Source organism: Moraxella sp. CTOTU47616, assembly GCF_032017465.1.
In the GTDB taxonomy this organism is placed as follows: domain Bacteria; phylum Pseudomonadota; class Gammaproteobacteria; order Pseudomonadales; family Moraxellaceae; genus Faucicola; species Faucicola tetraodonis.
In genome coordinates, this window is record NZ_DALZPU010000001.1 from 403195 (window position 1) to 426803 (window position 23609).

Here is a 23609-nt window from a genome sequence, read left to right on the forward strand (position 1 = left end):
GAATAACTGAGAAAAGCATCATGGCAAATACTACCGCCCCAAAGCGGCTACCCAAAAAAATCGGCATAGTCATCCCTGCCCATAATGAAGCCGACAGCATCAGCGCGTGTTTGGATGCGATAAAACAGGCGATTGCTCAGCTATCAAGCGACATAGCGGTACAACCGGTGGTCGTGCTAGATAGCTGTGATGATGATACCTTATCAAAAGTGCAAAACGCCCACGTAGACTGGCTGCGCTGTGAGTTTCGCTGCGTGGGTAAAGTCAGGGATTTGGGCGTGCGCTACTTGATTGAACAAGGGGCTGATTGGATTGCTTGCACCGATGCCGATAGTATAGTGGAAGCTGATTGGTTAGTTGCACAAATCAAACACCTAAAAGCCGAACCCACAACTATGCCCACAGCTATGATATGTGGCGTAGTGAGTGTCGATTGTTGGGATGCGTTGTCAGAGAGTACCAAACAGCAATACCTCGCCCATTATCAAGATTGTATGAATCATCGCCATATTCATGGGGCGAATTTGAGCTTTGCCAGTCAAGATTATCTGGCGGTGGGTGGTTTTGATGAATTAACTTGCCATGAAGATGTGGGTTTGGTGAAAAAATTTGAGCAAGCCAATTTACCCATTATTTGGAGTAATTTGGTACGCGTGGTGACTAGCAGTCGCCTTGATGCCCGCGCTGAGGAAGGGTTTGCCCATTTTTTAAGGGGCTTAGAAAATCAGCCTTCGGCTTAAATGAAAACCAGCCTCCGGCTTAAATGAGAATCAGCCTCCGGCTTAAATGAGAATCAGCCTTTGCATGAAATAAAGGTATAAAGTTGGGTTTAACACCGTTCACTTACAAAACTCTTGTGATATTCCTTGCTATCTGCCGGTATTACTATATACTGGACAACAGCTAGAAAGCAGTCAGAAGTTTCAATCGCATTACATTAAGTCTATTCTAAGTTCGTTTCCATTACGCTTGTGTCCTAGATTTTAAGTCAATCGTGTATCAAAACTGCCGCAATTCTTTCATACTGAATAGAATCGTGTTGTGGCTTAGTTCCAGCTTTAGGGTCAGATGACCACTTTTAAAATCTATCTAATCAAGGACAATCCTATGTCAAATACTGTAAACGGCACCGTAAAATGGTTTAACGAATCAAAAGGCTTTGGCTTTATCGAACAAGACAATGGCGGCAAAGACGTTTTCGCACATTATAGCCAAATCGCAAGCTCAGGTTTCAAAACATTGAGCGAAGGTCAACGCGTATCTTTCGTTGTGACCCAAGGTCAAAAAGGCGATCAAGCTAGCAATATCGTTGCTATCTAAGGTTAGCTAAGCCTACTATCGTAAATGGTTTGATAACGCGTGGCGTGAATAACGCTGCATTGATTGATTAGCCATTTGCCTAGATATCAGAAAATAGCTATCAAAAAAGCGCTTATTTATTATAAGCGCTTTTTTTGTGTCTTTTGCTCACCCAACTTTTTGGCTGCCTCGGCCGATAATTTGTGGGCTGCTGTGTGCGGTTAAAAAAGGTTATTGCGCATCCACTTTACGTTTTTTTTGTAGTTTGCGCTGTAGTGTGCGCCGGTGCATTTTTAGTACCCTCGCGGCTTCACTGATATTGCCTTGGCATTCATCTAATACTTGGTGGATGTATTCCCATTCGTGATGTTCAAGTGACAAACGTTCATCTGTGGCATTACCGATTGACTTTGTAGGGGCTGCTACAATATCCAATACTTTATAAATTTCGTCCAGACTACACGGCTTAGGCAAATAATGGTACGCGCCCATTTTGACTGCACTGACGGCGGTAGCAATGCTGGCATAGCCAGTAAGCATTAAAATTTTGGCGGTGGGCGTAATAGCGAGTAATGGCTCAATCAGATGAATGCCGTTGTCATCACCGATGTTGAGATCCAATATAATAAACTTGGGTGACTGCTTCTTCGCCAGTTGTAGCGCGCTATCGGCATTGCTGGCAGTCAATACCTGATTGCCCTGTTTTTCCAATGACTTTTTTAAAATACGGCAAAACACCTCATCATCATCAATGATAAGCCATGTCTCTGTTAACAGGGGTGAATGTTGCAACCTATTCTCCTACAATAAACTGGCGAGCGCATCGATTACTGGTAAAGTTATCTTTACGCACGTACCTGAATCATCTAACCTTTTTTTCACGGGTGAATTTTGCTTATTGGTCAGCTCAAGGTGTCCGCCAACATATTCTATAACCGTTTTGGCAATCGTCAAGCCAAGTCCTAAGCCATGATCAGATTCGATGGCGGTTTGGTGTTGGATACGCTGTACCATGCTACTGTCGATACCCTGTCCGTTGTCTTCAATAATAATCATTACGTTTTGAGCAAGCTGTAGGCTAATAGCAAGCTTTGTGGCTTGTGCCTGCATGGCATTATTGAGCATATTCATCATAATAGAATACAGCTGTTCTTCACTCAAGGGCACAGCGATCGGTTGTGGTGGTACATTGAGTGCTACTTCAACATGAGGGTTGATAAATTGCCAATCATTGATGATTTTGGGCAGTAGCGTTTGTAAATTTGATGACGTTACCCATGCCAATGGCTCTGATTGCGCTGGCGGCAGCGCATTGGATTGGATATGTGATTTGAGCTTGTGCAGCGATTGTCGGCAGACGTCGATTTGTGATTGTAACAGTTTAATGTCATCCAATAACTCATCGTCTTCATCTAATTGCTGGGCAATGTCATCGCTCAGTAATTGCATCGACGCAATCGGCGTGCTCATCTCATGGGCGATATTGGCAGCAAGACTACTGATAGCAAGCAACCGACGTTGTTGGTGAATGGCTTGCTGCGCTTGCTCAAGCGCCTGATAACTACGGCTCATCGCTTGTTTAAAATAAACCGTTAAGGCGGTTAACATGATTGCCGCAAAAATAAACACCCCAAACATACCCAGTAAATGGAGTTTTTGACCCACCGCATGATCATGGTGGCTCAGGGTCAGCGGCACATAACAATACCATAACAGCGTATACAGCCCAACTGACAGCATCGACAAGCCGATGATGTGCACGGTGCGCATCACCATAGACGCCACTGCAATCACCGTCAAAAATAAGGTAATCAACGGATTAGCGGCGCCACCCGAATAATAAATAAAGGCTGACCACGCCAGTAAATCCCCGATAAATCCCGCCAATGTGACCCAATATTGTTGTGGGTTGAATTGTCGAATAACCATTAAGCGTTTAGTCAGCTCAACGCTGACCCCATACATAATGGTAATCGTGAGTAGATGATTGATTTGCTGTTTGGCAACGCCCCATTGGTCGGCACAAATCATAGCGGCGACCATAATAGCTAACCACGTATAGCGAGCAATCATGGGGGCTTTTGCAACGTTGTTGATGGCTTGATGCATGGGCAAACTTTTGACGAACCATAAAACAAGATTTTAGCATGAAGCAGCCGCACTTTGAGCGAACTTTGAGCGAACTTTGAGCGAATTAACGTGTCAAAAGTAAATCAATGGCTAGTCAATACTAGGATAACCACAAATGCACCAAAAGTTTTCTCTTTAAACCCTATGGATGATGGCATAATTTTTTTAATGTTAATTTTTAAAACTTTAAAGTGTGCTTATTTGCTGATTCAGTTACAATCAGATAAAGGCTCACTTTATGTTTTTAATCAAAAATTTATTGGAGTGCCAACTTACAGCTATCTTTGACGCTTTACAAATAGATGAGAAATGTACCATGGTCAATTTTCCTCAAAGTGCTAAGAATTTAACTATTACCCTATTAATCAGCAGCCTGCTGTTGCTGGGTTGTCAAAAAATGAATGCCAAAGAAAACACTGGCTCTGCGCGTGCTGCTAGCAAATCGGATGTATTGCCGACTGATACGTTAGCAACCTTACAAGGTTTGAGCCAAATCAACCCAAAATTAGGCAAAATGGGTCGTCATGTGATTGACCCCAACAAGCCAACTGTGGTGAAATTTTGGGCAAGCTGGTGCCCGCTGTGTTTGGCAACGCTCCAAGAAAGCGACGCATGGGCAAAGCAGTATCCCGATATGAATGTCATCAGCGTGGTCAGTCCAGGTCATTTGAGTGAAAAATCCTCCCAAGATTTTCAAACTTGGTACACAGTGCTTGCCAAAGACTATGCTAACCTAGCGGTGCTTATGGATAACAATGGCAAGCTGATTAAACAATTTGGCGTGCAAGTCTATCCCAGTTTTGCGATTTTGGATAAACAAGGCAATTTATTAAAACTGGTCAAAGGCAATCTTACCCCAACACAAATACAAGCCTTGTCAGACAATGCTAGCAACGACTTTGCAGAACTCAAAGCCCTGAATCAAGCAAAAACTCCGTATAGCCAGACTGCCCAAGCTCATGAGCAGGCTAATAACCAAGCTAGCAAACAAGCCGCTAGCATCAAAGCCTTAGCTCCGATTAACCATAACGGTGTGTATTATCAAGCAGATGGTAAAACCCCGATTCGCACGCATACTATCTATCTGGCGGGTGGCTGTTTTTGGGGGCTAGAGGCCTATATGGAGCGCGTGGATGGCGTGGTCGATGCGATATCAGGTTATGCCAATGGCAATAGCGCGAACCCGAGCTATGAGCAGGTGATAGCAGGCTCAGGGCACGCAGAAACCGTCAAAGTTATCTATGATATCGATAAAACCAATCTTGCGACCCTCTTGGCATACTACGTGCGAGTGATTGACCCGACCAGTCTCAACAAACAAGGCAATGATCGCGGGGCGCAATATCGTACCGGCATTTATTATACCGATGCCAATGATAAGCCAATCATTGATAAAACCCTTGCCGATTTGGCAAAAAAATATCCGCAAAAAATTGTGGTAGAAAATAAACCCTTGGCGAATTTTTATGACGCAGAAAATTATCACCAAGATTATCTAAGCAAAAATCCCAATGGCTACTGCCATATTGATATTAGCCTTGCCAATCAAAAAATCCCCGTTATCAAAGCCTTAGCGCCTGCCACGACGGTCACCGAGGCGCTCAATCCTACCCGCTATCAAAACTACGATAAAAATGTAAAAAGTCGGTTGACCCAAGCGCAGTATGATGTCACCCAAAACGCAGCTACTGAGCGCGCCTTTAGTCATCAATACGACCATTTATTTGCTAAAGGTTTATATGTGGATATCGTCAGTGGCGAGCCGTTGTTTTTATCCACCGATAAATATGATTCGGGGTGTGGCTGGCCGAGTTTTACCAAACCCATTAGCGCAAACGTCATTACCACCTCAACCGATAGCAGTTTTAACATGACACGAACGGAAGTGCGCTCGCGGGTCGCCAACTCACATTTAGGGCATGTGTTTGATGATGGCCCCAAGGATAAAGGCGGATTACGCTACTGCATCAATGGCGATGCGCTACAATTTATCGCTTTGGCAGACATGCAAGCGGCAGGCTATGGCGCACTTATGCCATTGGTAAAATAGCCAGTCAATTAGGTAGCACGTTGACTGGTAACGATATCAAAAACGCTTTGACAAGCCATCAGCTGCCAATGCGTTTTTAATAAGGCGTTTTTGATTATGCCGAGACTTTAAAATTTTTTAAAAATGCGCTTATAAAAATTTGGTCATCACCCTGAGCGGTAATATTTTCATACCAATTCCAATCGGCAGCCAAGGCCATGCTGGGACAAAGGCTTCATTCACTTTGGCTTCAATCGCTTCGACAATCGCCTCGACGCCCTCTTCTTCTGTACTTTCAAACGGCAAATATTTGGCACCGATATTGAGCTCGGTACGGATATACCCAGGGTAAATCGTGGTGACAGTTATCGGACGTTTTTCCTGCATCATATCAGCGCGAATGCCTTCGGCTAGATTTGCCAGTCCCGCTTTGGCAGCGGCATAGGTGGTAAGATGACGGGGTAAACCGCGCACCGCTGACATACTTGAGATGACCACCAACTGACCGCTGTTTTGCTGGCGAAAAATCTTCATCGCCGCCTCACACTGGGCAATCGCTGCGATAAAATTGACTTCAGCGGTATGGCGATTGGTCTCAAAGCGTCCATGACCAATGACGCGGCTATCGCCCACCCCTGCATTGACGATAATTTTATCAATCGTTTTCCCTCGGGTTTTGCAGTCACTCACAAAGCTATCAAATACCGTAAAAATCTGATTATAGTCGGTCACATCCAAAGTTTTGACAGCGACTTTGACAGGGTACTTGCTTTCAATGTCTTGCTTTAATGCATTTAATCGCTCTTCTCGTCTGGCGCAAATTGCCAAATCATAGCCTAGATAAGCAAATCGGCGTGCCATCATCGCGCCAATCCCTGAACTGGCACCGGTAATCAATACGGTTTTGCCTTGACCGATACCTTGTAGCTCTGCTAATGAGCGGCGATTGACCAGTTTTTTCATCACAAACTGACCGTATTTATCAATTTTTTGTAGCGCGTTTTCAAGTTTTTTCATCGTTTGGTTGCCTGTACCACTGAGTTTTCGTAACAATAAATAAAAAATCATAAAAGAGGGGATGATTTTATCACTACGACCCTTGTCTAGCCTACTGCAAATATCGCTATAGGCGTTAAATACACAACATAAACAAGGATGGCAATAGGGTTAATGATGACTGATACGATTTAGCCCTTCATACTTGTTAGCCCTTCATACTCGCTATTTTTTATAACAGACTTCTACTCGGTGATGTCAAATCTGTCACCAAAGGCAAATATACAGGTTGGCAATGCTATATTAAGATACTCTATATTAGGACGCCCTATATCAAGACACCCAATGTGAAGACAATAAAAAACCCAAATCAGCGCAAAGTCTCATTTGGGTTGTTTTAGAAATTTTTGGGTTATGCCAAACCATTGACCCATGTCAGTGGGGCGTTTTTCATCCAGTCACTCATCAGTGTCCACGGTTGTTCAGGGACACACGCTTCATCAGGCTCGCCTTCAATCGCGATTGCCAATGCTTTGGTGCCGATTTCTTCACTCACTTCAAAGGGTAACGGTTTAGCACCTTCGTTGATCTCAGTGCGTATATACCCTGGATATATCGTTGACACTTTAATCGGTAACTCAGAGAGCAGCATATCGGCGCGAATCCCTTCAGCAAGCTGGGCAATCGCTGATTTACTTGCCGCGTAAACTGACATGTGTTTTGGCAGACCACGGAAAGCCGACATACTTGAGATAACCACCAAATGACCACTATTTTGGGCACGGAAAATTTCCATTGCCGCTTCACACTGGGCAAGACCTGAAATAAAGTTAATTTCGGCAGTTTTGCGATTAATCTCAAAATTACCCTTGCCAATACGGCGACCCTCACCGACCCCTGCATTGATGATGATACGATCAAGCTTGCCAAACTCTTGGGCAAATTCATGAAACACTTTAAAAACCTGCGCATAATCAGTCACATCGAGTGCCTTGACACTGACTGTAATCGTCGGATTATCCGCTAATAAGTTGGCTTTGAGTTGTTCCAGGCGTTCGGTACGGCGCGCACAAATTGCCAGATTATAGCCCATGCGAGCAAAATGGGTCGCCATGCCTGCCCCCAGCCCTGAGCTTGCACCAGTAATCAAAATGGTTTTACCCTTGCCCACTTGGTTATCGATAAAAGGCGATAAGTCAGTGTTCGGGGGTGTCATTGTGGTTTGAACTTGCTGCAGTAATTCCGGTAGTGTTTGCATTGTTTCTTCCTTAATTATTTATTAAATTTTTTCAAACGTTAAACTAAACCTTAGCGCCAAGTCACCATCTGCTCACCTTGTTGGTACAAATAGCTAAACTCATTAAAGGTCTGTAAAAAAACACCTTGGTCACTCACGCGAAATTGGTGAACACTGGCGTTGGCGATATGCCAGTTCAAATCAAAAGCTTGGACATCTGATAGTTTCATCACTTGCTGCATGATACTGGCAATCACGCCACCTGAGGTAAATACCATCGCATGTTCATGCTCGCCAGTTTGCGCAATCAAACGCTCAAAACCGTTCCAGGTGCGCTGCAAAAAGTGTTGCCAACTTTCATCATAATCACTGTCGTACTGACCGCTTTGCCAACGGCTCATGGCTTGGGTAAAAATCTCAGTAAAGCTAATTTCAGGGTGTGTTTGACTGGACAAATACGCCATAAAACTGGCCTTATCCGCAAATGGCAACCCCGCTTTATAAAGAATTTGCTCATGATTAAACTCATTAAAACTGCTATCTTCACCCAACAATAGCGGCATGGTCAAACTGGGATTTGCCTGATTTTTTAAAGCGTTTTGCACATGGTGGGTGATTTCGGTCAGTTCAATGCCTTCACGGGTCACATAATAATGGCTTAAAAAATGCTTGAGACTGTCCTTTTGGCGCGCCATGCTGCCTGACATCAGCGCGTGCACTTGCCGACCTGACTGGCGAAAACTATCACCAAGCCATTGGGTTTGAGCGACACCTTTTGGGGACAGTTGGTCATAATTGTCTGCGCCAAATGACGCTTGCCCATGACGGACAAGGCTGATGAGTTTCATGAGAATCCCTATGATTTATTGTTATTTTTTTCGATAAGTTCGATACAGCGGTCGTGCAAGGCGTTGACAATCACGCCAAAATCTTTGAACGCCGGATTATCCGTCTGCCCATGATAATAGCGGTAATAAATCTGCTGCGCAATCGCTGCCAAACGAAATACCCCAAACACTTCGTAAAAGCGCCAGTTGTCCACTTTCAGCCCTGTTTTTTGCAGGTAATATTCGACCACTTCGGCACGGGTCATCATGCCTGGCAGATTGGTCGGCTGACGGCGCGTAGCTTTCATCACCGCATTGTCATCGGCTTGAATCCAGTAAGCTAACGCACAGCCCAAATCCATCAAGGGATCGCCTATCGTTGCCATTTCCCAGTCGAGCACGCCAATGATGTTGGTTGGATTGCTTGGGTCTAAAATCACGTTGTCAAAACGCCAGTCATTATGAATCACGCTAGTTTTGACATCAGTCGGGGTGTTGGCTGTTAACCACTGGCGCACATCGGCAAAATCAGGCACATCAGGCGTGCGGGCTTGCTCGTAGCGCTTATCCCACCCTATGACCTGGCGCTCGCAGTAGCCTTCGCCTTTGCCAAGTGCCACCAAATCAGGGTTTTGGGTGTAATCGACCTTGTGTAAATCAATCAGCGCATCAACCACCTGCCGGCACAGCTCGCTGACTTGCTGTTCGCTTAACGTCAACGCTTTGGGCAAATTGGCGCGGGGAATAATGCCTTCGATGCGATCCATGACGTAAAAATCACAACCAATCACGCGGTCATCGGTACACAGGGCGACCATATTGGGGACGCGTGGGTATTGTGATTGCAGTGCTTTTTGCACTTTGTACTCACGCACCATATCATGGGCGGATTTGGCTTTGGTACCTTTGGGTGGGCGGCGTAAAATCAAATCACGGTTGGCATATTTTAAGCGGTATGTCCAGTTGGATGCGCCCCCTGAAAATTGGGTGACTTCTGGCCGACCTTGCAAAGCGATGCCTTGGCTCATTAAATACTCGGTGACCGCGTCACTGTCAATCTCTTCGCCTTTGCGTACTGGGTTCGCAGTATCAAGCATAATTTCATCCTTGTTTTTTATCTTGTTTTTTAACTTGTATTGTTAACGAGGTCAAATAGCAAAATGACGCAACCTGACATTACGCCTTTTTTGTTAGCTAGCTACCTTTTTTGTTAACTAGCTATTAGTTATTTGCTAGTTATTTGGTCGTCGCTTGTTGGCGTTTTTTCACTTCCAGTTTGGCAATCATGCCTTTATGCACTTCGTCAGGTCCATCGGCAAGGCGTAGGCTACGGGCTTGGTTAAAGAACATCGGCAACAGCGTATCTTGGCTCACACCCATACCCCCATGCAGCTGAATCGCCATATCGACGACTTCTTGTAGTACGGTTGGGGCGACCACTTTAATCGCTGAGATTTCGGTCAACGCCGCTTTGGTACCGAGTTTATCCATTTTATAGGCAGCATACAGGGTTAACAGACGCGCTTGGTCAATTTTGACACGGGCGTCAGCGATACGTTCACGGTTGCCCCCTAAATCAAGCAGCGGTTTGCCAAATGCGCTACGGCTTAGCCCCCGATCGATGGCAAGCTCTAGCGATTTTTCTGCAGCACCAATACAACGCATACAGTGGTGAATCCGACCCGGTCCTAAGCGCCCTTGGGCAATCGCAAATCCCTCGCCTGCCCCGCCGATGACATTGCTAAGCGGCACACGCACGTTGTCAAAACGCATTTCGCCATGTCCATGCGGTGCATCATAATCATTAAACACTTTGAGCATACGTTCAATCTTGACGCCTTTGGTATCTATAGGCACCAGTACCATGGTGTGCTGATGGTGGCGATCTTTACTCTCATCTGGGGTATGTGCCATAAAAATAATGAGTTTAGCGTTTGGATCGCCCAAACCGGATGACCACCATTTGCGACCGTTGAGCACAATTTCATCGCCTTCGACAATCGCTGTGGCTTGCATATTGGTGGCATCACTACTGGCTACTGCAGGCTCTGTCATGCCAAACACGGAGCGAATCTCGCCTGCCAATAACGGCGTTAACCATTGCGCTTTTTGGGCGTCGTTACCGTAGCGCCAAATCAATTCCATATTGCCACTATCTGGCGCATTACAGTTAAACACATGTGGGGCAATGAGGCTTCTGCCAGACAACTCAGCAATATGGGCATATTCTTGCACGCTTAATCCTTGACCCAGCTGCTCATCTGGCAAAAACATATTCCATAAATTTTGCGCACGGGCTTTGGTTTTTAATTCTTCAAGTTTGGCAGGCCATTGCCAAGTCGTCCAATCGCCTGTGGGATTAAGCTTATGCCCCGCTTGCCAAAATTCTGCTTCAATCGGTTCGATTTCGGTTTGAATAAATGCTTTAGTACGGGCGATGTAATCTTTTGCTTTATCGCTAAGTTGGAATTCCATTAGGCATTGTCCTTTTTTGACTAAAACAATCATTGAATCAGCTTAACGGATTTATTATCATGAATAAAATGATTTTAATTAGTATAATACCATGAATAAAATTCATACAACTGAGGTATGTCTAGTGGTATCCAAATGTTGCATAAAAACCCGTTAAAGCAGCTTGATTTAAATTTGCTTAGGCTATTTATTTATATTTTTGAGCTTAAAAACCTTACCCATACCGCAGAAGCTTTGCATTTGAGCCAATCTGCCATTAGCCATGCGTTAGGTCGTCTTCGTCAGGCGCTCGGGGACGAACTTTTTTATCGGGAAAAAGGTGAGCTGCACCCCACGCTATATGCCAAACGGCTTTATCCCACCGTCAAACAAAGCTTTGAAAATCTCGAACAAATATTTCAAACTAACCATTTATTGAGCGACAGCAAACTTGGCGAGCTGGCGCAGCAGAGCTTTGCCACATTGACGATTGCCATGCACGATGAAATTGAATTGATTGTGTTTAACAAATTGGTCAGCCAAATTCATCAAATCCTGCCCAATTGTCAAATCACCAGTAGCCGGCTCAATCGCTCAGCGCTTGCGCACGAACTAAAAGTTGGACAGCTGGATTTTGCCATTGATGTGGCGCGGGTGGTGGATAGTGAGATTGTGCATCAACCCTTGTTGCGAGATGAGTTTGTGTTGGTACTGTATGCGCCAAATTTTGCCGCTGAATTGGCGAATGAACCGACTATCACCCAAGCTCAGTATTTTGCCAGTCAACATATAACTGTGTCATCGCGGCGGCTAGGTCTGTCGATTGAAGATAGTTTATTGTCCAAAGCAGGTTGGCAGCGGCAGAGTAAAATCCGTTGCCAACATTATGCCACTGCTTTTCAATTGCTAAAACAAGATAAGTTATTGCTCACCTTGCCGCGCCAGTTAGCCACCACATTTTTGCCACCCGCCCAAGGCTGGCAGATTTTGGATTTGCCGATTGAGTTGACTCATATCGAGTTACACGGCTATTGGCACCAACAACAACACGTTGACCCGCTGTATGGGTGGCTAAGACAGCAGATTTTTAGTGCGTTTCATTAGCTCGCTGCGCTTAATAATTATTTATAGGCTATTGATGATTTATTCAGACAATAGCTGCTCAATACGGCCAGCGTGACGCTCTTGCTGTTTAGCCAGTGTCAAACGATTGGCGATGATGATTGATTTTAACTCCGCTAATGCCACGTCGAAATTGTCATTAATCACCACATAATCAAAATTCACGTATTGCGACATTTCATTGACCGAACCGGCAAGACGTTTTTCAATCACTTCTTGACTGTCTTGTCCGCGATTGGAAAGCCGCTGGCGCAGCGATTGGCGGTCGGGCGGTAGGATAAAAATGGTCGTGGCATCGGGACGTAATTTTTGCACTTGCAGCGCGCCCTGCCAGTCGATTTCTAAGATGACGTCTAAGCCATTGCTCAGCATAAATTCTACTGTGGACTGGGCGGTGCCATAGTAGTTTTCAAACACTTCGGCATGCTCCAAAAACTCACCTTGCTTAATCATATCAGCAAATATCTCGCGGCTGACAAAGTGATAATGCTGCCCATCAATCTCACCAGGACGTGGCTGGCGAGTCGAATGCGAGATACTTACCGCCAAGTCATTGGTCGTTGCAATCAGCTGTTTGACCAGCGATGTTTTGCCAGTACCGCTTGCTGCGGTGATGATAAATAATGAGCCTTTGGTCATGACATATCCTTAGGGGTTTGATTAAATAAGTAGTAGCCATTTTTGAATCGGCTATTTTAGCAATTTTTGCTAACAATTTCTGCGTAATTTAGCCCTTCAATACCGATTCGCTGATTTTTTACGTTTAACATATTTTGCGTGTATGAACTCATGGTAAACTAGCCACATGAATCATCAATGACTGAAGAACTGCGTTATGAAAATTTTACTCGCCAATCCCCGTGGTTTTTGTGCTGGGGTCGATAGAGCCATCGAAATCGTTAATGTCTGCCTTGAGCGCTTTGAACCGCCTATTTATGTGCGCCATGAAGTGGTACACAACAAGTTTGTGGTGGAAGACCTTGCCAATCGCGGTGCGGTATTTGTCGAAGAGTTGGATGAAGTGCCGGATGGGGCGATTGTGATTTTTTCAGCGCATGGCGTCTCCAAAGCCGTGGAAGATGAAGCCGAACGCCGTGATTTGACGGTGTTTGATGCCACTTGCCCACTGGTTACCAAAGTCCACATCGAAGTCAATAAATTTGCCAAAACAGGTGTAGATGCGGTGTTGATTGGTCATGCCGGTCACCCAGAAGTGGAAGGCACGATGGGACGCTTCGATCCACAATACGGTGGACGTATTCACTTAATTGAAGATGTGGTGGATGTTGCCAACCTTGATTTACCGACCGATACTGATTTGGCATTTGTCACCCAAACCACCCTATCGATGGATGACACCGCAGAAGTGATTGATGCGCTAAAAAATAAATTCCCAAAAATCCATGCGCCGCGTAAAGATGACATTTGTTATGCCACCCAAAATCGTCAAGATGCGGTCAAGGAACTTGCGGCACGTTGTCAAGTGGTGTTAGTGGTGGGCTCACCCAACTCATCTAACTCCAACCGCTTGCGTGAACTCGCGGAGCGCTTGGGCGCCAAAGCGTATTTAATTGACAATGCCGGCGAAATGCAAAAAGACTGGTTTGCAGGTGTGGATACGGTGGGTGTGACTGCAGGTGCATCGGCGCCTGAAGTATTGATTCAAGAAGTATTAGATACCTTACAGTCTTGGGGCGGCGAAAAACCTGAAGAATTATCAGGTATTTTGGAAAACGTGACCTTTAGCTTGCCCAAAGCGTTACGCTCACCCCAACTGTCTAATCCTAGTGAATCCAAGATTTAAAAGAGATATAGTATCGGATAGATGGCAAGTAAAGCCGGGTATAAGTATGCTCGGCTTTTTATTGGTCATTTAATTATTGGTTATTTAAACCCTGCTTGCATCATTGTTTTCATTTTTTAAAAATTAAAAAATTGTGCCGCTTGTGCTTGAAATAGTTTTAGACTCACCCTAACTATGACAACGAACCATCATAAATTGGGTTAATTATTTTTATTTTTATTCTTACTTTTAGGAGTTACTCATTATGGCAGATTCAACCAAACCTGAGCCAAAAAAACATAGCTTTGAAGCTGAAGTCGCGCAGCTATTACATCTAGTCACCCACTCGCTTTATTCAAATGCGGATATCTTTGTGCGTGAGCTAGTGTCAAATGCGTCTGATGCCTGTGACAAGTTGCGCTTTGAAGGCAATCAAAACGACGCGCTGTATGAAGGTGACAGTGAATTACGCATTCGCATTGATATTGATAAAGATGCCAAAACTATCAGCTTTATTGACAATGGTATCGGTATGAATGAAGCCGATGCCGTAGAACATTTGGGTACTATTGCCAAGTCCGGCACCAAAGCTTTCTTAGAAAAATTATCCGATGCACAAAAACAAGACGGTAATTTGATTGGTCAATTTGGGGTGGGTTTTTATTCAGGTTTTATCGTAGCGGACACCATCACGGTGGAATCTCGTAAAGCAGGTGAACCTGCCAGCCAAGGCGTACGCTGGGTTTCAGACGGTACCGGTGAATTCACCACCGAAACCATCGAAAAGCCTACCCGTGGCACGACAGTGATTTTGCATATCACCGATGAACACAGTGAATACCTTGACCGCCAAAAAATCAAATCTTTAGTCAATAAATATTCTGACCATATCAGCTTGCCCATCCAAATGCGCAAAGAAGTTTGGCAAGAAGAAGAACTCACTGACGCGCAAAAAACTGCTAATTCAGAAGCAGGGGACGAAACTGCCAAAGATGAGATGCCCCAAGGTCAAATGATAACCACTGACGAATGGGAAACCATCAACCAAGCCAATGCCCTATGGACGCGCTCACCTTCAGAAATTGAAGACGAAGAGTATCAAGAATTTTATAAAAATCTTACCTATGACTATGATGAACCGCTAACTTGGACGCACAACCGTGTCGAAGGGCGTCTACAATATACCCAGCTGCTATATATCCCTAAAAAAGCGCCGTTTGACCTGTACCAACGTGAGCAAAAACACGGTCTAAAACTGTACGTCAAACGTGTATTTATCATGGATGATGCCGAGCAGTTATTGCCGATGTATCTGCGTTTTGTCAAAGGGGTGATTGATACCGCGGATTTACCGCTCAATGTCAGCCGTGAAATCCTGCAAGAGTCTCGCGATGTCAAATCTATTCGCGATGGTAACGCTCGCCGTATATTGACTGTGCTAGCTAGCCTAGCCAATAGCGATGAAGCCGAAAAACAAGAAAAATATAGACAGTTTTATGCTGAATTTGGCAACGTCTTAAAAGAAGGCTTGGGTGAAGACCAAAGCAATAAGGATAAAATTGCCAAATTATTGCGCTATGCCACTACCACTGATGACAATGTGGTCACCAGCTTTGACGACTATAAAGGTCGTATGAAAGACGGTCAAAAGGCGATTTATTATCTAACAGCTGAAAACCTTGCCGCCGCCAAAGCCAGTCCGCAACTTGAAGTGTTCAAGAAAAAAGGCATTGAAGTCATCTTAATGACCAACCCGGTTGATGAATGGGCAATGAACTTTATGTTTGAGTACGATGGCACACCGCTACAAAACATCGCCAAAGGCGCGGTAGACTTGGGCGATTTGACCGATGAAGCGGAAAAAGAAGAAGCCAAAAAAGCAGAAGAAACCTTCAAGCCTGTGGTAGAAAAACTCAAAGGCGTGTTGGGTAGCCGGGCTAAAGATGTGCGAGTATCAAATCGCCTTGTTGATAGCCCTGCTCTGCTAGTGACTGCGGATGGCGAACTATCGCCACAGATGATGCAAATGCTCAAACAAATGGGTCAGCCTGTGCCAGAGAGCAAACCAATTTTGGAAGTCAACCCAAACCATCCGCTCATTCAAAAATTGGAAAGCGCGGAGCAGTTCGATGACCTCGCGCAAGTGATTTTTGACCAAGCATTACTTGCCGAAGGCGGTCAATTAGACGACCCAGCCGCTTATCTAAAACGCGTCAATGCGTTGTTGATGAAGTAAGTTATTTTGCTGACTTCAAAATTAAACTGATAAACAAAAACCGAAGCCTAGGCTGTTAGTTAGGCTTCGGTTTTTTTTGAAAACCACCGCCATCGCATCGGCTAGTGGTTGTAAGGACAACTATTTTATCAGCGCTCGGCAAGCATACACTGTTTGGGAATTTGCTTGCGATTGAGTGAGGTGATACAGCCCCAACTACCATCGACTTTACTATCACCAATGCGGTACATGGTCAGCGTCTGACCATTAAGCCAGCGATTGGGAAACGGCACGCCTCGTACTGTTGCTTGAATCATGCAATGACTGTCAGTTGGGATGCTTTCTGCTTGCGTGAGCACTTTTAGCACCACTTTTTGGTTATCTGTGCTTAGCGGTGTATTGACAGGACATTGACCGGTGGCTTTGTAGATGGCATCGACTCGTCCCTGTGCGCTTTCTACGATATCAAGCACTTCAAACAGCGTGGCATTGGCTTTTTGTTTGGCATAAATCGGTAAAAACTGCACTTGTATCACAAACAAAGAAAACGCATAAAAGCCAAACGCCAGCGCCAAACCCACCAAACTCACCCCGCCGTGCCTGCGGATATGAGCCAGCTGTTTTTCCTCATCCCGCGGATACATTTCAATCGCATCGGCGATTTCACGGCGCGCCATCCGATAATAATAAGCATCGCTCCAACGTGCCACCATCACCGACCAAAACAGCCAAATCGCAAGCCCAATGCCAATACGTAGCGGCATACGAATTGCTTCATCAAGATTGCGTATCAATAAGTACTCTATCGCCACCAAAATGATGGTGACATTAAGCTGAATAAATGACCATCCCGCCACCGAATAGACAATGCTATCTAAGAATCGCTTACGGTATAACAGCCAAGGAAACGTCATCAAAAACCCTGCCCAATGCCACTTTGCCGTCAATCGCCCTGCCTGATCAAACTGGGCAAAACGCTTGAGATAATAGGCCTGAGAACGATTGCCGATAAAGGCTTTGTCGTACATCAGACGCTGTTTATCGGTTAGCTGTGGCTGCCAAAATGGCGGCGGTGATGTTTTTTCAAGAAATAACATGGCGATTAGGGATTATCCATTGGTTGTTTTCACTTGCTGAGGTTTTTACTTTTTGGGGTTTTCACTTATAATAGCCGAATTTTATCACAACCACCCTTTATCACACCAACTACGATTTTTGCAAATGATGACACCCCAACATACCCAAACTTCTGAGACAGTCGATGCGGCTAAACCCGATGCACCATTGCTTTCTCCCAATCTCCCCACTAGCCCACAACCGAATGATGAAAACCCTGATTCATCCCCGCACTATCGCGCCATTCAAACTTTTATGAAGCGCAAAACCCATGTGGGCAAAAAGGCAGAAGCTGGGTTACAGTCAGACTTTGCCCATTTTTTTGTCCAGCCCAATTTGGATGCAATACAAGCAATGGATATCGGTGGTATAACCAATTTGCGTGAGCTATTTTCAAACCCTGATGCGCCTTTGACACTGGAAATTGGCTTTGGTATGGGCACAAGCTTGGTAGAAATGGCAAAAAATGACCCAACACGAAACTTTGTCGGCATTGAAGTGCATGAGGCAGGACTGGGTAACTGTGCATTTTTGGCAGGGGAACTGGGTCTAAATAACCTCAAACTCATCAGTGGCGATGCCATTGCCCTGATGCAGCAATTACCGGCGGCGCATATTGACACGCTGCAGTTGTATTTTCCCGACCCTTGGCAAAAAAAGCGCCATTACAAACGCCGTTTTGTCAGTGCTGATCGCATGAGGGTGGTGGAACGGGTGCTTAAAAAAGGCGGCATGTTCCATGCTGCTACCGATTGGGAACATTATGCCCACTGGATGATTGAAGTCATGGATGGTTTAACCGCGTTTGCAAATGTCGAAGGCAAAAACAGCGAAGGTATAGGTAACTTTTTGCCACGTCCCGATTTTCGCCCCCTGACTAAATTTGAAAAACGCGGTATGGAGGAAGGTCGCGCTATTTACGATATTATGTATCGCAAAATTTAGCGCGTTGACAATTTTATGCCATAAACAGGATAATCAAAGCGATTATCCTTTTTTTATGCCTGATATTTTTCTACAATGTGACTTTTCGTTATTAGATGGTATCTATCAGGATGTCGATTAGCGTGTGATGCCACGTAAAATCTCTATGACTGCTATCAATTTTTAGTGGTTTTATTACCTTGAATCGGGATGACCTTAGGAGTGATGGGATGACACCCGTTTATATTACATTTACGTTGTATTTGATTTTGGTATTGGGCATCGGGTTTGCGGCATATTTTGCCACGCGTAACTTTGATGACTATATTTTGGGTGGCCGTAGTCTAGGCAGTTTCGTGACCGCAATGTCGGCAGGTGCGTCAGATATGTCAGGATGGCTGCTGATGGGGTTACCTGGGGCGATTTATGTATCGGGGTTGAGTGAATCTTGGATTGCGATTGGCTTGGTGATTGGTGCGTATTTTAACTGGCTTTTAGTGGCGGGTCGACTGCGAGTGCATACTGAGTTTAATAACAATGCGCTGACTTTGCCTGAATACTTTCACCACCGCTTTGGCGCCAACAATCAATTGATTAAAATTGTTTCAGCGGCGATTATTTTATTTTTCTTTACCATTTATTGCGCCTCAGGCATTGTCGCAGGTGCGCGGCTATTTGAAAGCTTGTTTGAAATTGACTATACCACGGCTATGTGGCTAGGGGCATTTGCCACCATTATCTATACCTTTATTGGGGGATTTTTGGCGGTGAGTTGGACGGATACTATTCAAGCAAGTTTGATGATTTTTGCGCTGGTATTCGCGCCCATCATGGTTTATTTAAATTTAGGCGGTATGGATGAAATCCATGCGGCGGTCAGTATGGCGGCACAGGCAAATAACAAAAACTACAGTAACTTGCTGTTTGGTACGTCATTGGTCGGTATCATCAGTGCGGCTGCGTGGGGCTTGGGTTATTTCGGTCAGCCGCATATTTTGGCGCGTTTTATGGCGGCAAATTCGGTCAAATCACTAAATAATGCCCGTCGTATCGGTATGACTTGGATGATTTTATGCCTAGCAGGCGCGGTAGCGGTCGGTTATTTTGGGCTTGCCTATATGACGGTGCATCCTGAACAAACTGCCATTTTAAAAGATAACAACGAGCGTATCTTCATCGGTTTGGCACAATTGTTATTTAACCCTTGGATTGTCGGTGTAGTATTGTCTGCTATTTTGGCGGCGGTCATGAGTACCCTCAGCTGTCAATTATTGGTATGCTCAAGCGCGATTACAGAAGATTTTTATAAAGGTTTTATTCGCCCTACTGCCACGCAAAAAGAGCTGGTTTGGATTGGTCGCTTCATGGTGCTTTTGGTCTCAGCGATTGCCATTGTCATCGCCCAAAACCCAGACAGCAAAGTATTAGGATTGGTCTCGTATGCATGGGCAGGATTTGGCGCGGCGTTTGGTCCTGTGGTGTTGATGTCATTATTTTGGCGACGTATGACTGGCACAGGTGCGTTGGCGGGTATGCTTGTAGGCGCGTTGACGGTCATCGCTTGGAAACCATTAACCGGTAGTAGTCTTTATGAAATCGTACCCGGCTTTATCTTAGGCATGATTGCCATCTATGGGGTGTCGCTGTTAACGCCCGCGTCTGACAAAGTCATGGCACGTTTTGATGATGCCGATAAAGCCTACAACGCAGCTCGTTAATATTGAATGACAATTTAAATGACAAAAGGGTGATACAGCTATCGCCCTTTTTTTCTCTTTCATTTTTTTATTGTCAAATGACAAACAACCAAATGACAAACAACAAAAAAGCCAAACATCAAAATGCTTGGCTTAGCAAAATACGGGACTTTTCAAAATCCTGGGCGTTAAGTTATTTGCAAATGGTGGCGATGAAGAGACTTGAATTCTCTATTTTCAGTGAAATTCTATTTATGAGCTATCAAAATCAATAACTTACATTACATTACCCAAGATAATTAGTCCCATAGTTAGCCCACGCAATATAAACAATTTCAGGAATATTTGAGTATTTTTAAGTATAAAACTGCTATTTTCAAAAATTTGACCCATATCAAAAAAAAAGGTGATAAGGTGATAATCTTATAAGAATTTATATAAATATATGATATTAATGAAAAAATACTAAAAATAAAAAGGTGATAAAAAAGTGATTTTAAGGTAATTTATCACTCTTATAAAAGGTGATAATTTTATTTCACAACTTATTAATTTTTATAAGTTTTTATTTTTATCACCTTTTTTATCACCTGAAATCACCTTTAAAAGGTAATAAAAATTTATTATTTAAATCAATTACTTAGTTATACTTTTTGAGTACTTATCACCTTATTACCTTTTTTTAACCAACCCATCAATCATTACGTTATTTAAACTCCTATAATTTCAAGCAGCAAACTGCACCAAACTGCAACAATGATTAGTAGCAACAACTGCTGATTTGTTTGGCATCCGCTAGTTTTTTACTGCATAAAAATAAGCCTTTTATGTATAAAGCATGCGCGTGGGAGGGAGCGCGAGCCGTGACGACCACCTGACACAAAAAAACCGCTCATCAAGAACGGTTTTAGAAAAATATTTTTTTATTTTTTATGAGTCGGTTATAGCAGTCAGTGAGTAATCATTAAATGTGATGAGCTCTTGGCCGACTTGATTATTGATGTCCATGAGTAGGTTCTGCAACGGGTAAATTTCGTGCCAATAGAACACTTCAGCTGCTTTCTTAATATCACCAAATCCACCTGTGTTATTGGGGACAATACCCATCAGCTGGGGCGGTACTCGATGCCCTGCCAACTGGTCATCACGGCTGGCGATTTTAATATTCATAAATTCATCTTTGGCGGCAACTTCAGCGAGTGGAATAACCTTAACCCCATCAGGCTTACCGTTGGGCACATACATAAACAGGTTCTTAAAGTTGCCAGCCCCTTTTGATTCACGTACTGCGTCTTCCAAGTTCTCAACGTCTTGCTGAGTTGTTAAAGCATCGGATAGATATAAGATGTAGCCCGCGTGAGCGCCGTTTTTATAATATTTACGGCGGAACAGTGTAGCCGCTTCATTGAGCAAAATTGCATTAACACTACTTAAATAATCTGGAATACCATACATATCCTGCTGAATGTCTGGATTGAAAACCTGGATAATCTCATCAGGCTGAAATTCAATGGGATTGCCGTGATAATAATCGACATGATAGTAATTCCCATTAATACCTCGCCGGGTATGACGTGCCAGGCGCGCAGTTGCTTTGAGTACACTCCCCATTCGACTGCGTTGTACCTGCAGATAGCCATTATTAAAGACCAGAAAATTTTGCACCAACGACTCAAAATCACGACGGCTTAGTTTTTCGCTTGGCACAAATAAACTGGTCAGTACGTTACGCTTGGTTACCAGGGCAGACGTATGATGACTGGTGGCACGGTAGAGACTTGCAACGGCAGCGATGTCATACGGATATTCGTAATAGTCGCCGACTTGGGGGCAATAGTCATACTCAAATAATCGGCGACCCTCAAGCACGGGTTCGGGTTCGCCAAAGCCACTCATGATAATTTTATTAGATACTTGGTTTTCCATAGGATTCCTTAGCGGTGGACAGATATACGAGATTTGGTGGCGGCGGTGACATTTTCGGTACTAGCAAGCGGCGCATTGTCAATAGCGTGCATGATTGCCCAAGCAACATCGCTATGACCCGTTTCTTGTGAACGTTTTGAAACAAATGTCATACGCCCCCCACCGTTGGTGACTTGTTTTTTGATGGCAATAAAGGCTTTGACAATATCAATATAGCCAGCGTCGAAATGCAGCTTGCGACGTTCAAACAATTCTTTGGCACGCATCGCCATACGGGTTTTGACTTCAATGCTATAGTTAATCGGGGTATAGGCAGGATAGAACGCCTTGACGTGTTCGGCGACTGCAATACCCGCCCCTGTGGTATCAATGCCCAGATATTCAACTTGGTACCGATCACAGATTTTTTGGATATATTGCGCTTGCATGAGCGGTGACATGTGGTCAAGGTGCTTACGCTCAAGAACACGATAAGGTTGACCCGGTCGACTTGGTGGTGCGACAACGGCCAAAGCTGGATGGTCGCCAGTAAATGACGGGTCGTATCCAACCCAAACCGGTTTTTTATAAGGATTTGAACCAAGCGGTTTAAAGTCTTTCCACACCTCCCAGCTGTCAATCATATTTGGACTTAGGATGGATAGCGGGAAATAGCTTGAGCTGTCATCCAAAAACACGCACATAAACAGATTATCAAATCGGTCCGGTGTGTACTCAAGTTGCAGCTGATCAATATCAAGTTTGTCATAACCGCCCCGCATTGCGTCGCGGACAGTAACCATGAGTCGCCACTTACCATCCATGCAAAGCGTTGGTGTTTTTAGCGTAGCATGGCTAACATCAATCTCATGCTTATTAACGCCATCGGTACCCGTCCAGAATTTATACGCCTCATGCATAACAGAGCTAGGCGTTGATAAGTAAATCTGTTGGTACTGACTCTGCGATGCCATCCCTGACGCCACGTCCCGAAATTCTTTGAATTTACGAATCCAAAAGAACTCATCAATAACCACATCACCATGTCGACCTTGGGCAGTTAATGCATTGGTCCCCATGTAATAAAAATTAACTTGGGTATTATCCTCGAATGAGATAACAATCGGGTCGCCACCAATTTGCCTCCCAAGTACTTCAAAGATAAAGTTTTTGATATATTCAATAAATTGATAAGCTTGAGCTTTTGATGCTGATAAAAAGATTTTATTTTTTTTGGTGCGAAGCGCATTGATGAGTGCCCAAATTGCAATGACATACGTCGCCCCAATCTGTCGGCTTTTTAGCATCATAAAAATACGCGCGGGTGCGTATTTCTTTTTGCCATTAACCTTTTTACCATCAAGAATATCTATCCATTCCTGCTGAAATGGATACAACATAATTTTAAAGGCGTCCTCCAACGCCACAATTTCTTCTTCAGTAAATAAGTTTTTGACCTTTTCTTTACGGTCTGACTTGTAACGCTCACGCAGTTTAGGGTTAAGGTCTGCCCCGTTGCCACTATCGTTATAATTTTGGATTTTGGCGATTCGCTCAAGCTGTCGCATCAGCTCGTCAATTTCTTTATATTCCCCGTTTCCCTTTTTATCCATTCCAATCAACGACAACAAACGCGCTTTCATGGCTAGATTGACATCGGTAAAAATGTCCGCGCGTACCCAACCATCACGCTTTTTCCAACTGGCAACCGTTGCCCGCTTTTCATCGAGCTGATGGGCAATTTGAGTTACGCCTAAGCCTTGGGCGTAAAGTAGCCTTGCTTGCTCACGTTTTTGAGTTAGCGATTGATTTTGAGTCGAATTGGTGGTGGTATCAGTCATACGCATAGCTTATAGACAGTCAGCCACCGCACCA

19 protein-coding genes are annotated in these 23609 nt (G+C 44.4%); 8 read left to right on the forward strand and 11 right to left on the reverse strand.

The window, feature by feature from the left end; all coding sequences use genetic code 11:
• The first annotated feature begins 20 nt into the window (after positions 1-20).
• Together RTS10_RS01705 and RTS10_RS01710 are read left to right on the forward strand one after the other, a co-directional pair.
• Positions 21-740, forward strand: coding sequence for a glycosyltransferase family 2 protein (locus RTS10_RS01705; protein ID WP_312538906.1), 720 nt, complete (start codon positions 21-23; stop codon positions 738-740).
• A gap of 367 nt (positions 741-1107) precedes the next feature.
• Positions 1108-1320: a cold-shock protein gene (locus tag RTS10_RS01710; protein ID WP_007116258.1), complete on the forward strand. Its 213-nt coding sequence runs from the start codon at positions 1108-1110 to the stop codon at positions 1318-1320.
• Positions 1321-1530: 210 nt separating this feature from the next.
• Here RTS10_RS01710 and RTS10_RS01715 read toward each other — a convergent pair whose 3' ends face one another.
• Both RTS10_RS01715 and RTS10_RS01720 read right to left on the reverse strand, forming a co-directional pair.
• Positions 1531-2091 (reverse strand): response regulator transcription factor, encoded by a 561-nt coding sequence (locus tag RTS10_RS01715; RefSeq protein ID WP_312538907.1) that lies wholly within the window; start codon positions 2089-2091, stop codon positions 1531-1533.
• A gap of 9 nt (positions 2092-2100) precedes the next feature.
• The gene (locus RTS10_RS01720; protein WP_312538910.1) at positions 2101-3408 is read right to left on the reverse strand and encodes a sensor histidine kinase; all 1308 of its coding nucleotides are present in this window, start codon (positions 3406-3408) and stop codon (positions 2101-2103) included.
• Positions 3409-3745: 337 nt separating this feature from the next.
• On the opposite strand from RTS10_RS01720, the gene msrAB reads away from it, so the two are divergent.
• On the forward strand, positions 3746-5479 hold the full coding sequence (gene msrAB, locus RTS10_RS01725; RefSeq protein WP_203171696.1) for a bifunctional peptide-methionine (S)-S-oxide reductase MsrA/peptide-methionine (R)-S-oxide reductase MsrB: 1734 nt from the start codon (positions 3746-3748) through the stop codon (positions 5477-5479).
• A gap of 129 nt (positions 5480-5608) precedes the next feature.
• Here msrAB and RTS10_RS01730 read toward each other — a convergent pair whose 3' ends face one another.
• The 5 genes from RTS10_RS01730 to RTS10_RS01750 all read right to left on the reverse strand — a co-directional run bounded on the left by RTS10_RS01730 (position 5609) and on the right by RTS10_RS01750 (position 10993).
• Positions 5609-6421, reverse strand: coding sequence for an SDR family oxidoreductase (locus tag RTS10_RS01730; protein ID WP_312539013.1), 813 nt, complete (start codon positions 6419-6421; stop codon positions 5609-5611).
• 445 nt (positions 6422-6866) lie between these two features.
• Entirely contained in the window at positions 6867-7670 is an 804-nt protein-coding gene (locus tag RTS10_RS01735; RefSeq protein ID WP_312539014.1) for an SDR family oxidoreductase, read from the reverse strand.
• A gap of 92 nt (positions 7671-7762) precedes the next feature.
• Complete coding sequence (locus tag RTS10_RS01740) at positions 7763-8539, reverse strand: histidine phosphatase family protein (protein WP_312538911.1); 777 nt, start codon at positions 8537-8539, stop codon at positions 7763-7765.
• Between the two features lie 8 nt (positions 8540-8547).
• On the reverse strand, positions 8548-9615 hold the full coding sequence (locus RTS10_RS01745; RefSeq protein ID WP_312538912.1) for a phosphotransferase family protein: 1068 nt from the start codon (positions 9613-9615) through the stop codon (positions 8548-8550).
• 139 nt (positions 9616-9754) lie between these two features.
• Positions 9755-10993 (reverse strand): acyl-CoA dehydrogenase family protein, encoded by a 1239-nt coding sequence (locus RTS10_RS01750; RefSeq protein ID WP_312538913.1) that lies wholly within the window; start codon positions 10991-10993, stop codon positions 9755-9757.
• Positions 10994-11128: 135 nt separating this feature from the next.
• On the opposite strand from RTS10_RS01750, the gene RTS10_RS01755 reads away from it, so the two are divergent.
• Positions 11129-12076, forward strand: a complete 948-nt coding sequence (locus tag RTS10_RS01755) for a LysR family transcriptional regulator (RefSeq protein WP_312538914.1) — start codon at positions 11129-11131, stop codon at positions 12074-12076.
• A gap of 39 nt (positions 12077-12115) precedes the next feature.
• Here RTS10_RS01755 and gmk read toward each other — a convergent pair whose 3' ends face one another.
• Complete coding sequence (gene gmk, locus RTS10_RS01760; protein ID WP_312538915.1) at positions 12116-12733, reverse strand: guanylate kinase; 618 nt, start codon at positions 12731-12733, stop codon at positions 12116-12118.
• A 196-nt stretch (positions 12734-12929) separates the two neighbouring features.
• Here gmk and ispH point away from each other — a divergent pair, with 196 nt between their 5' ends.
• Both ispH and htpG read left to right on the forward strand, forming a co-directional pair.
• Positions 12930-13898 carry a 4-hydroxy-3-methylbut-2-enyl diphosphate reductase gene (gene ispH / locus RTS10_RS01765; RefSeq protein WP_312538917.1) on the forward strand — a complete coding sequence of 323 codons (969 nt, stop codon included), beginning with the start codon at positions 12930-12932 and terminating at the stop codon, positions 13896-13898.
• Between the two features lie 244 nt (positions 13899-14142).
• On the forward strand, positions 14143-16113 hold the full coding sequence (htpG, locus tag RTS10_RS01770; RefSeq protein ID WP_312538919.1) for a molecular chaperone HtpG: 1971 nt from the start codon (positions 14143-14145) through the stop codon (positions 16111-16113).
• 128 nt (positions 16114-16241) lie between these two features.
• Here htpG and RTS10_RS01775 read toward each other — a convergent pair whose 3' ends face one another.
• Positions 16242-17189 (reverse strand): pilin, encoded by a 948-nt coding sequence (locus RTS10_RS01775; RefSeq protein WP_050324205.1) that lies wholly within the window; start codon positions 17187-17189, stop codon positions 16242-16244.
• Positions 17190-17316: 127 nt separating this feature from the next.
• On the opposite strand from RTS10_RS01775, the gene trmB reads away from it, so the two are divergent.
• Both trmB and putP read left to right on the forward strand, forming a co-directional pair.
• Entirely contained in the window at positions 17317-18153 is an 837-nt protein-coding gene (gene trmB, locus RTS10_RS01780; RefSeq protein ID WP_409455574.1) for a tRNA (guanosine(46)-N7)-methyltransferase TrmB, read from the forward strand.
• Positions 18154-18362: 209 nt separating this feature from the next.
• The gene (gene putP, locus RTS10_RS01785; RefSeq protein WP_312538923.1) at positions 18363-19850 is read left to right on the forward strand and encodes a sodium/proline symporter PutP; all 1488 of its coding nucleotides are present in this window, start codon (positions 18363-18365) and stop codon (positions 19848-19850) included.
• A gap of 909 nt (positions 19851-20759) precedes the next feature.
• Here the strand turns inward: putP and RTS10_RS01790 are convergent.
• Positions 20760-21698 (reverse strand): phage portal protein, encoded by a 939-nt coding sequence (locus RTS10_RS01790; RefSeq protein WP_312538924.1) that lies wholly within the window; start codon positions 21696-21698, stop codon positions 20760-20762.
• A 65-nt stretch (positions 21699-21763) separates the two neighbouring features.
• On the reverse strand, positions 21764-23575 hold the full coding sequence (locus tag RTS10_RS01795; protein WP_312538925.1) for a terminase large subunit domain-containing protein: 1812 nt from the start codon (positions 23573-23575) through the stop codon (positions 21764-21766).
• Positions 23576-23609: the final 34 nt, after the last annotated feature.

Bases quoted from the DNA above. Each gene is read 5' to 3' on its own strand.
- msrAB (WP_203171696.1), top strand. From the start codon at position 3,746: ATGGTCAATTTTCCTCAAAGTGCTAAGAATTTAACTATTACCCTATTA.
- RTS10_RS01730 (WP_312539013.1), bottom strand. From the start codon at position 6,421: ATGAAAAAACTGGTCAATCGCCGCTCATTAGCAGAGCTACAAGGTATC.
- htpG (WP_312538919.1), top strand. From the start codon at position 14,143: ATGGCAGATTCAACCAAACCTGAGCCAAAAAAACATAGCTTTGAAGCT.
- RTS10_RS01745 (WP_312538912.1), bottom strand. From the start codon at position 9,615: ATGCTTGATACTGCGAACCCAGTACGCAAAGGCGAAGAGATTGACAGT.
- RTS10_RS01795 (WP_312538925.1), bottom strand. From the start codon at position 23,575: ATGACTGATACCACCACCAATTCGACTCAAAATCAATCGCTAACTCAA.
- RTS10_RS01750 (WP_312538913.1), bottom strand. From the start codon at position 10,993: ATGGAATTCCAACTTAGCGATAAAGCAAAAGATTACATCGCCCGTACT.
- RTS10_RS01755 (WP_312538914.1), top strand. From the start codon at position 11,129: ATGTTGCATAAAAACCCGTTAAAGCAGCTTGATTTAAATTTGCTTAGG.
- ispH (WP_312538917.1), top strand. From the start codon at position 12,930: ATGAAAATTTTACTCGCCAATCCCCGTGGTTTTTGTGCTGGGGTCGAT.
- RTS10_RS01735 (WP_312539014.1), bottom strand. From the start codon at position 7,670: ATGACACCCCCGAACACTGACTTATCGCCTTTTATCGATAACCAAGTG.
- gmk (WP_312538915.1), bottom strand. From the start codon at position 12,733: ATGACCAAAGGCTCATTATTTATCATCACCGCAGCAAGCGGTACTGGC.
- RTS10_RS01720 (WP_312538910.1), bottom strand. From the start codon at position 3,408: ATGCATCAAGCCATCAACAACGTTGCAAAAGCCCCCATGATTGCTCGC.
- RTS10_RS01705 (WP_312538906.1), top strand. From the start codon at position 21: ATGGCAAATACTACCGCCCCAAAGCGGCTACCCAAAAAAATCGGCATA.
- trmB (WP_409455574.1), top strand. From the start codon at position 17,317: ATGACACCCCAACATACCCAAACTTCTGAGACAGTCGATGCGGCTAAA.
- putP (WP_312538923.1), top strand. From the start codon at position 18,363: ATGACACCCGTTTATATTACATTTACGTTGTATTTGATTTTGGTATTG.
- RTS10_RS01740 (WP_312538911.1), bottom strand. From the start codon at position 8,539: ATGAAACTCATCAGCCTTGTCCGTCATGGGCAAGCGTCATTTGGCGCA.
- RTS10_RS01710 (WP_007116258.1), top strand. From the start codon at position 1,108: ATGTCAAATACTGTAAACGGCACCGTAAAATGGTTTAACGAATCAAAA.
- RTS10_RS01775 (WP_050324205.1), bottom strand. From the start codon at position 17,189: ATGTTATTTCTTGAAAAAACATCACCGCCGCCATTTTGGCAGCCACAG.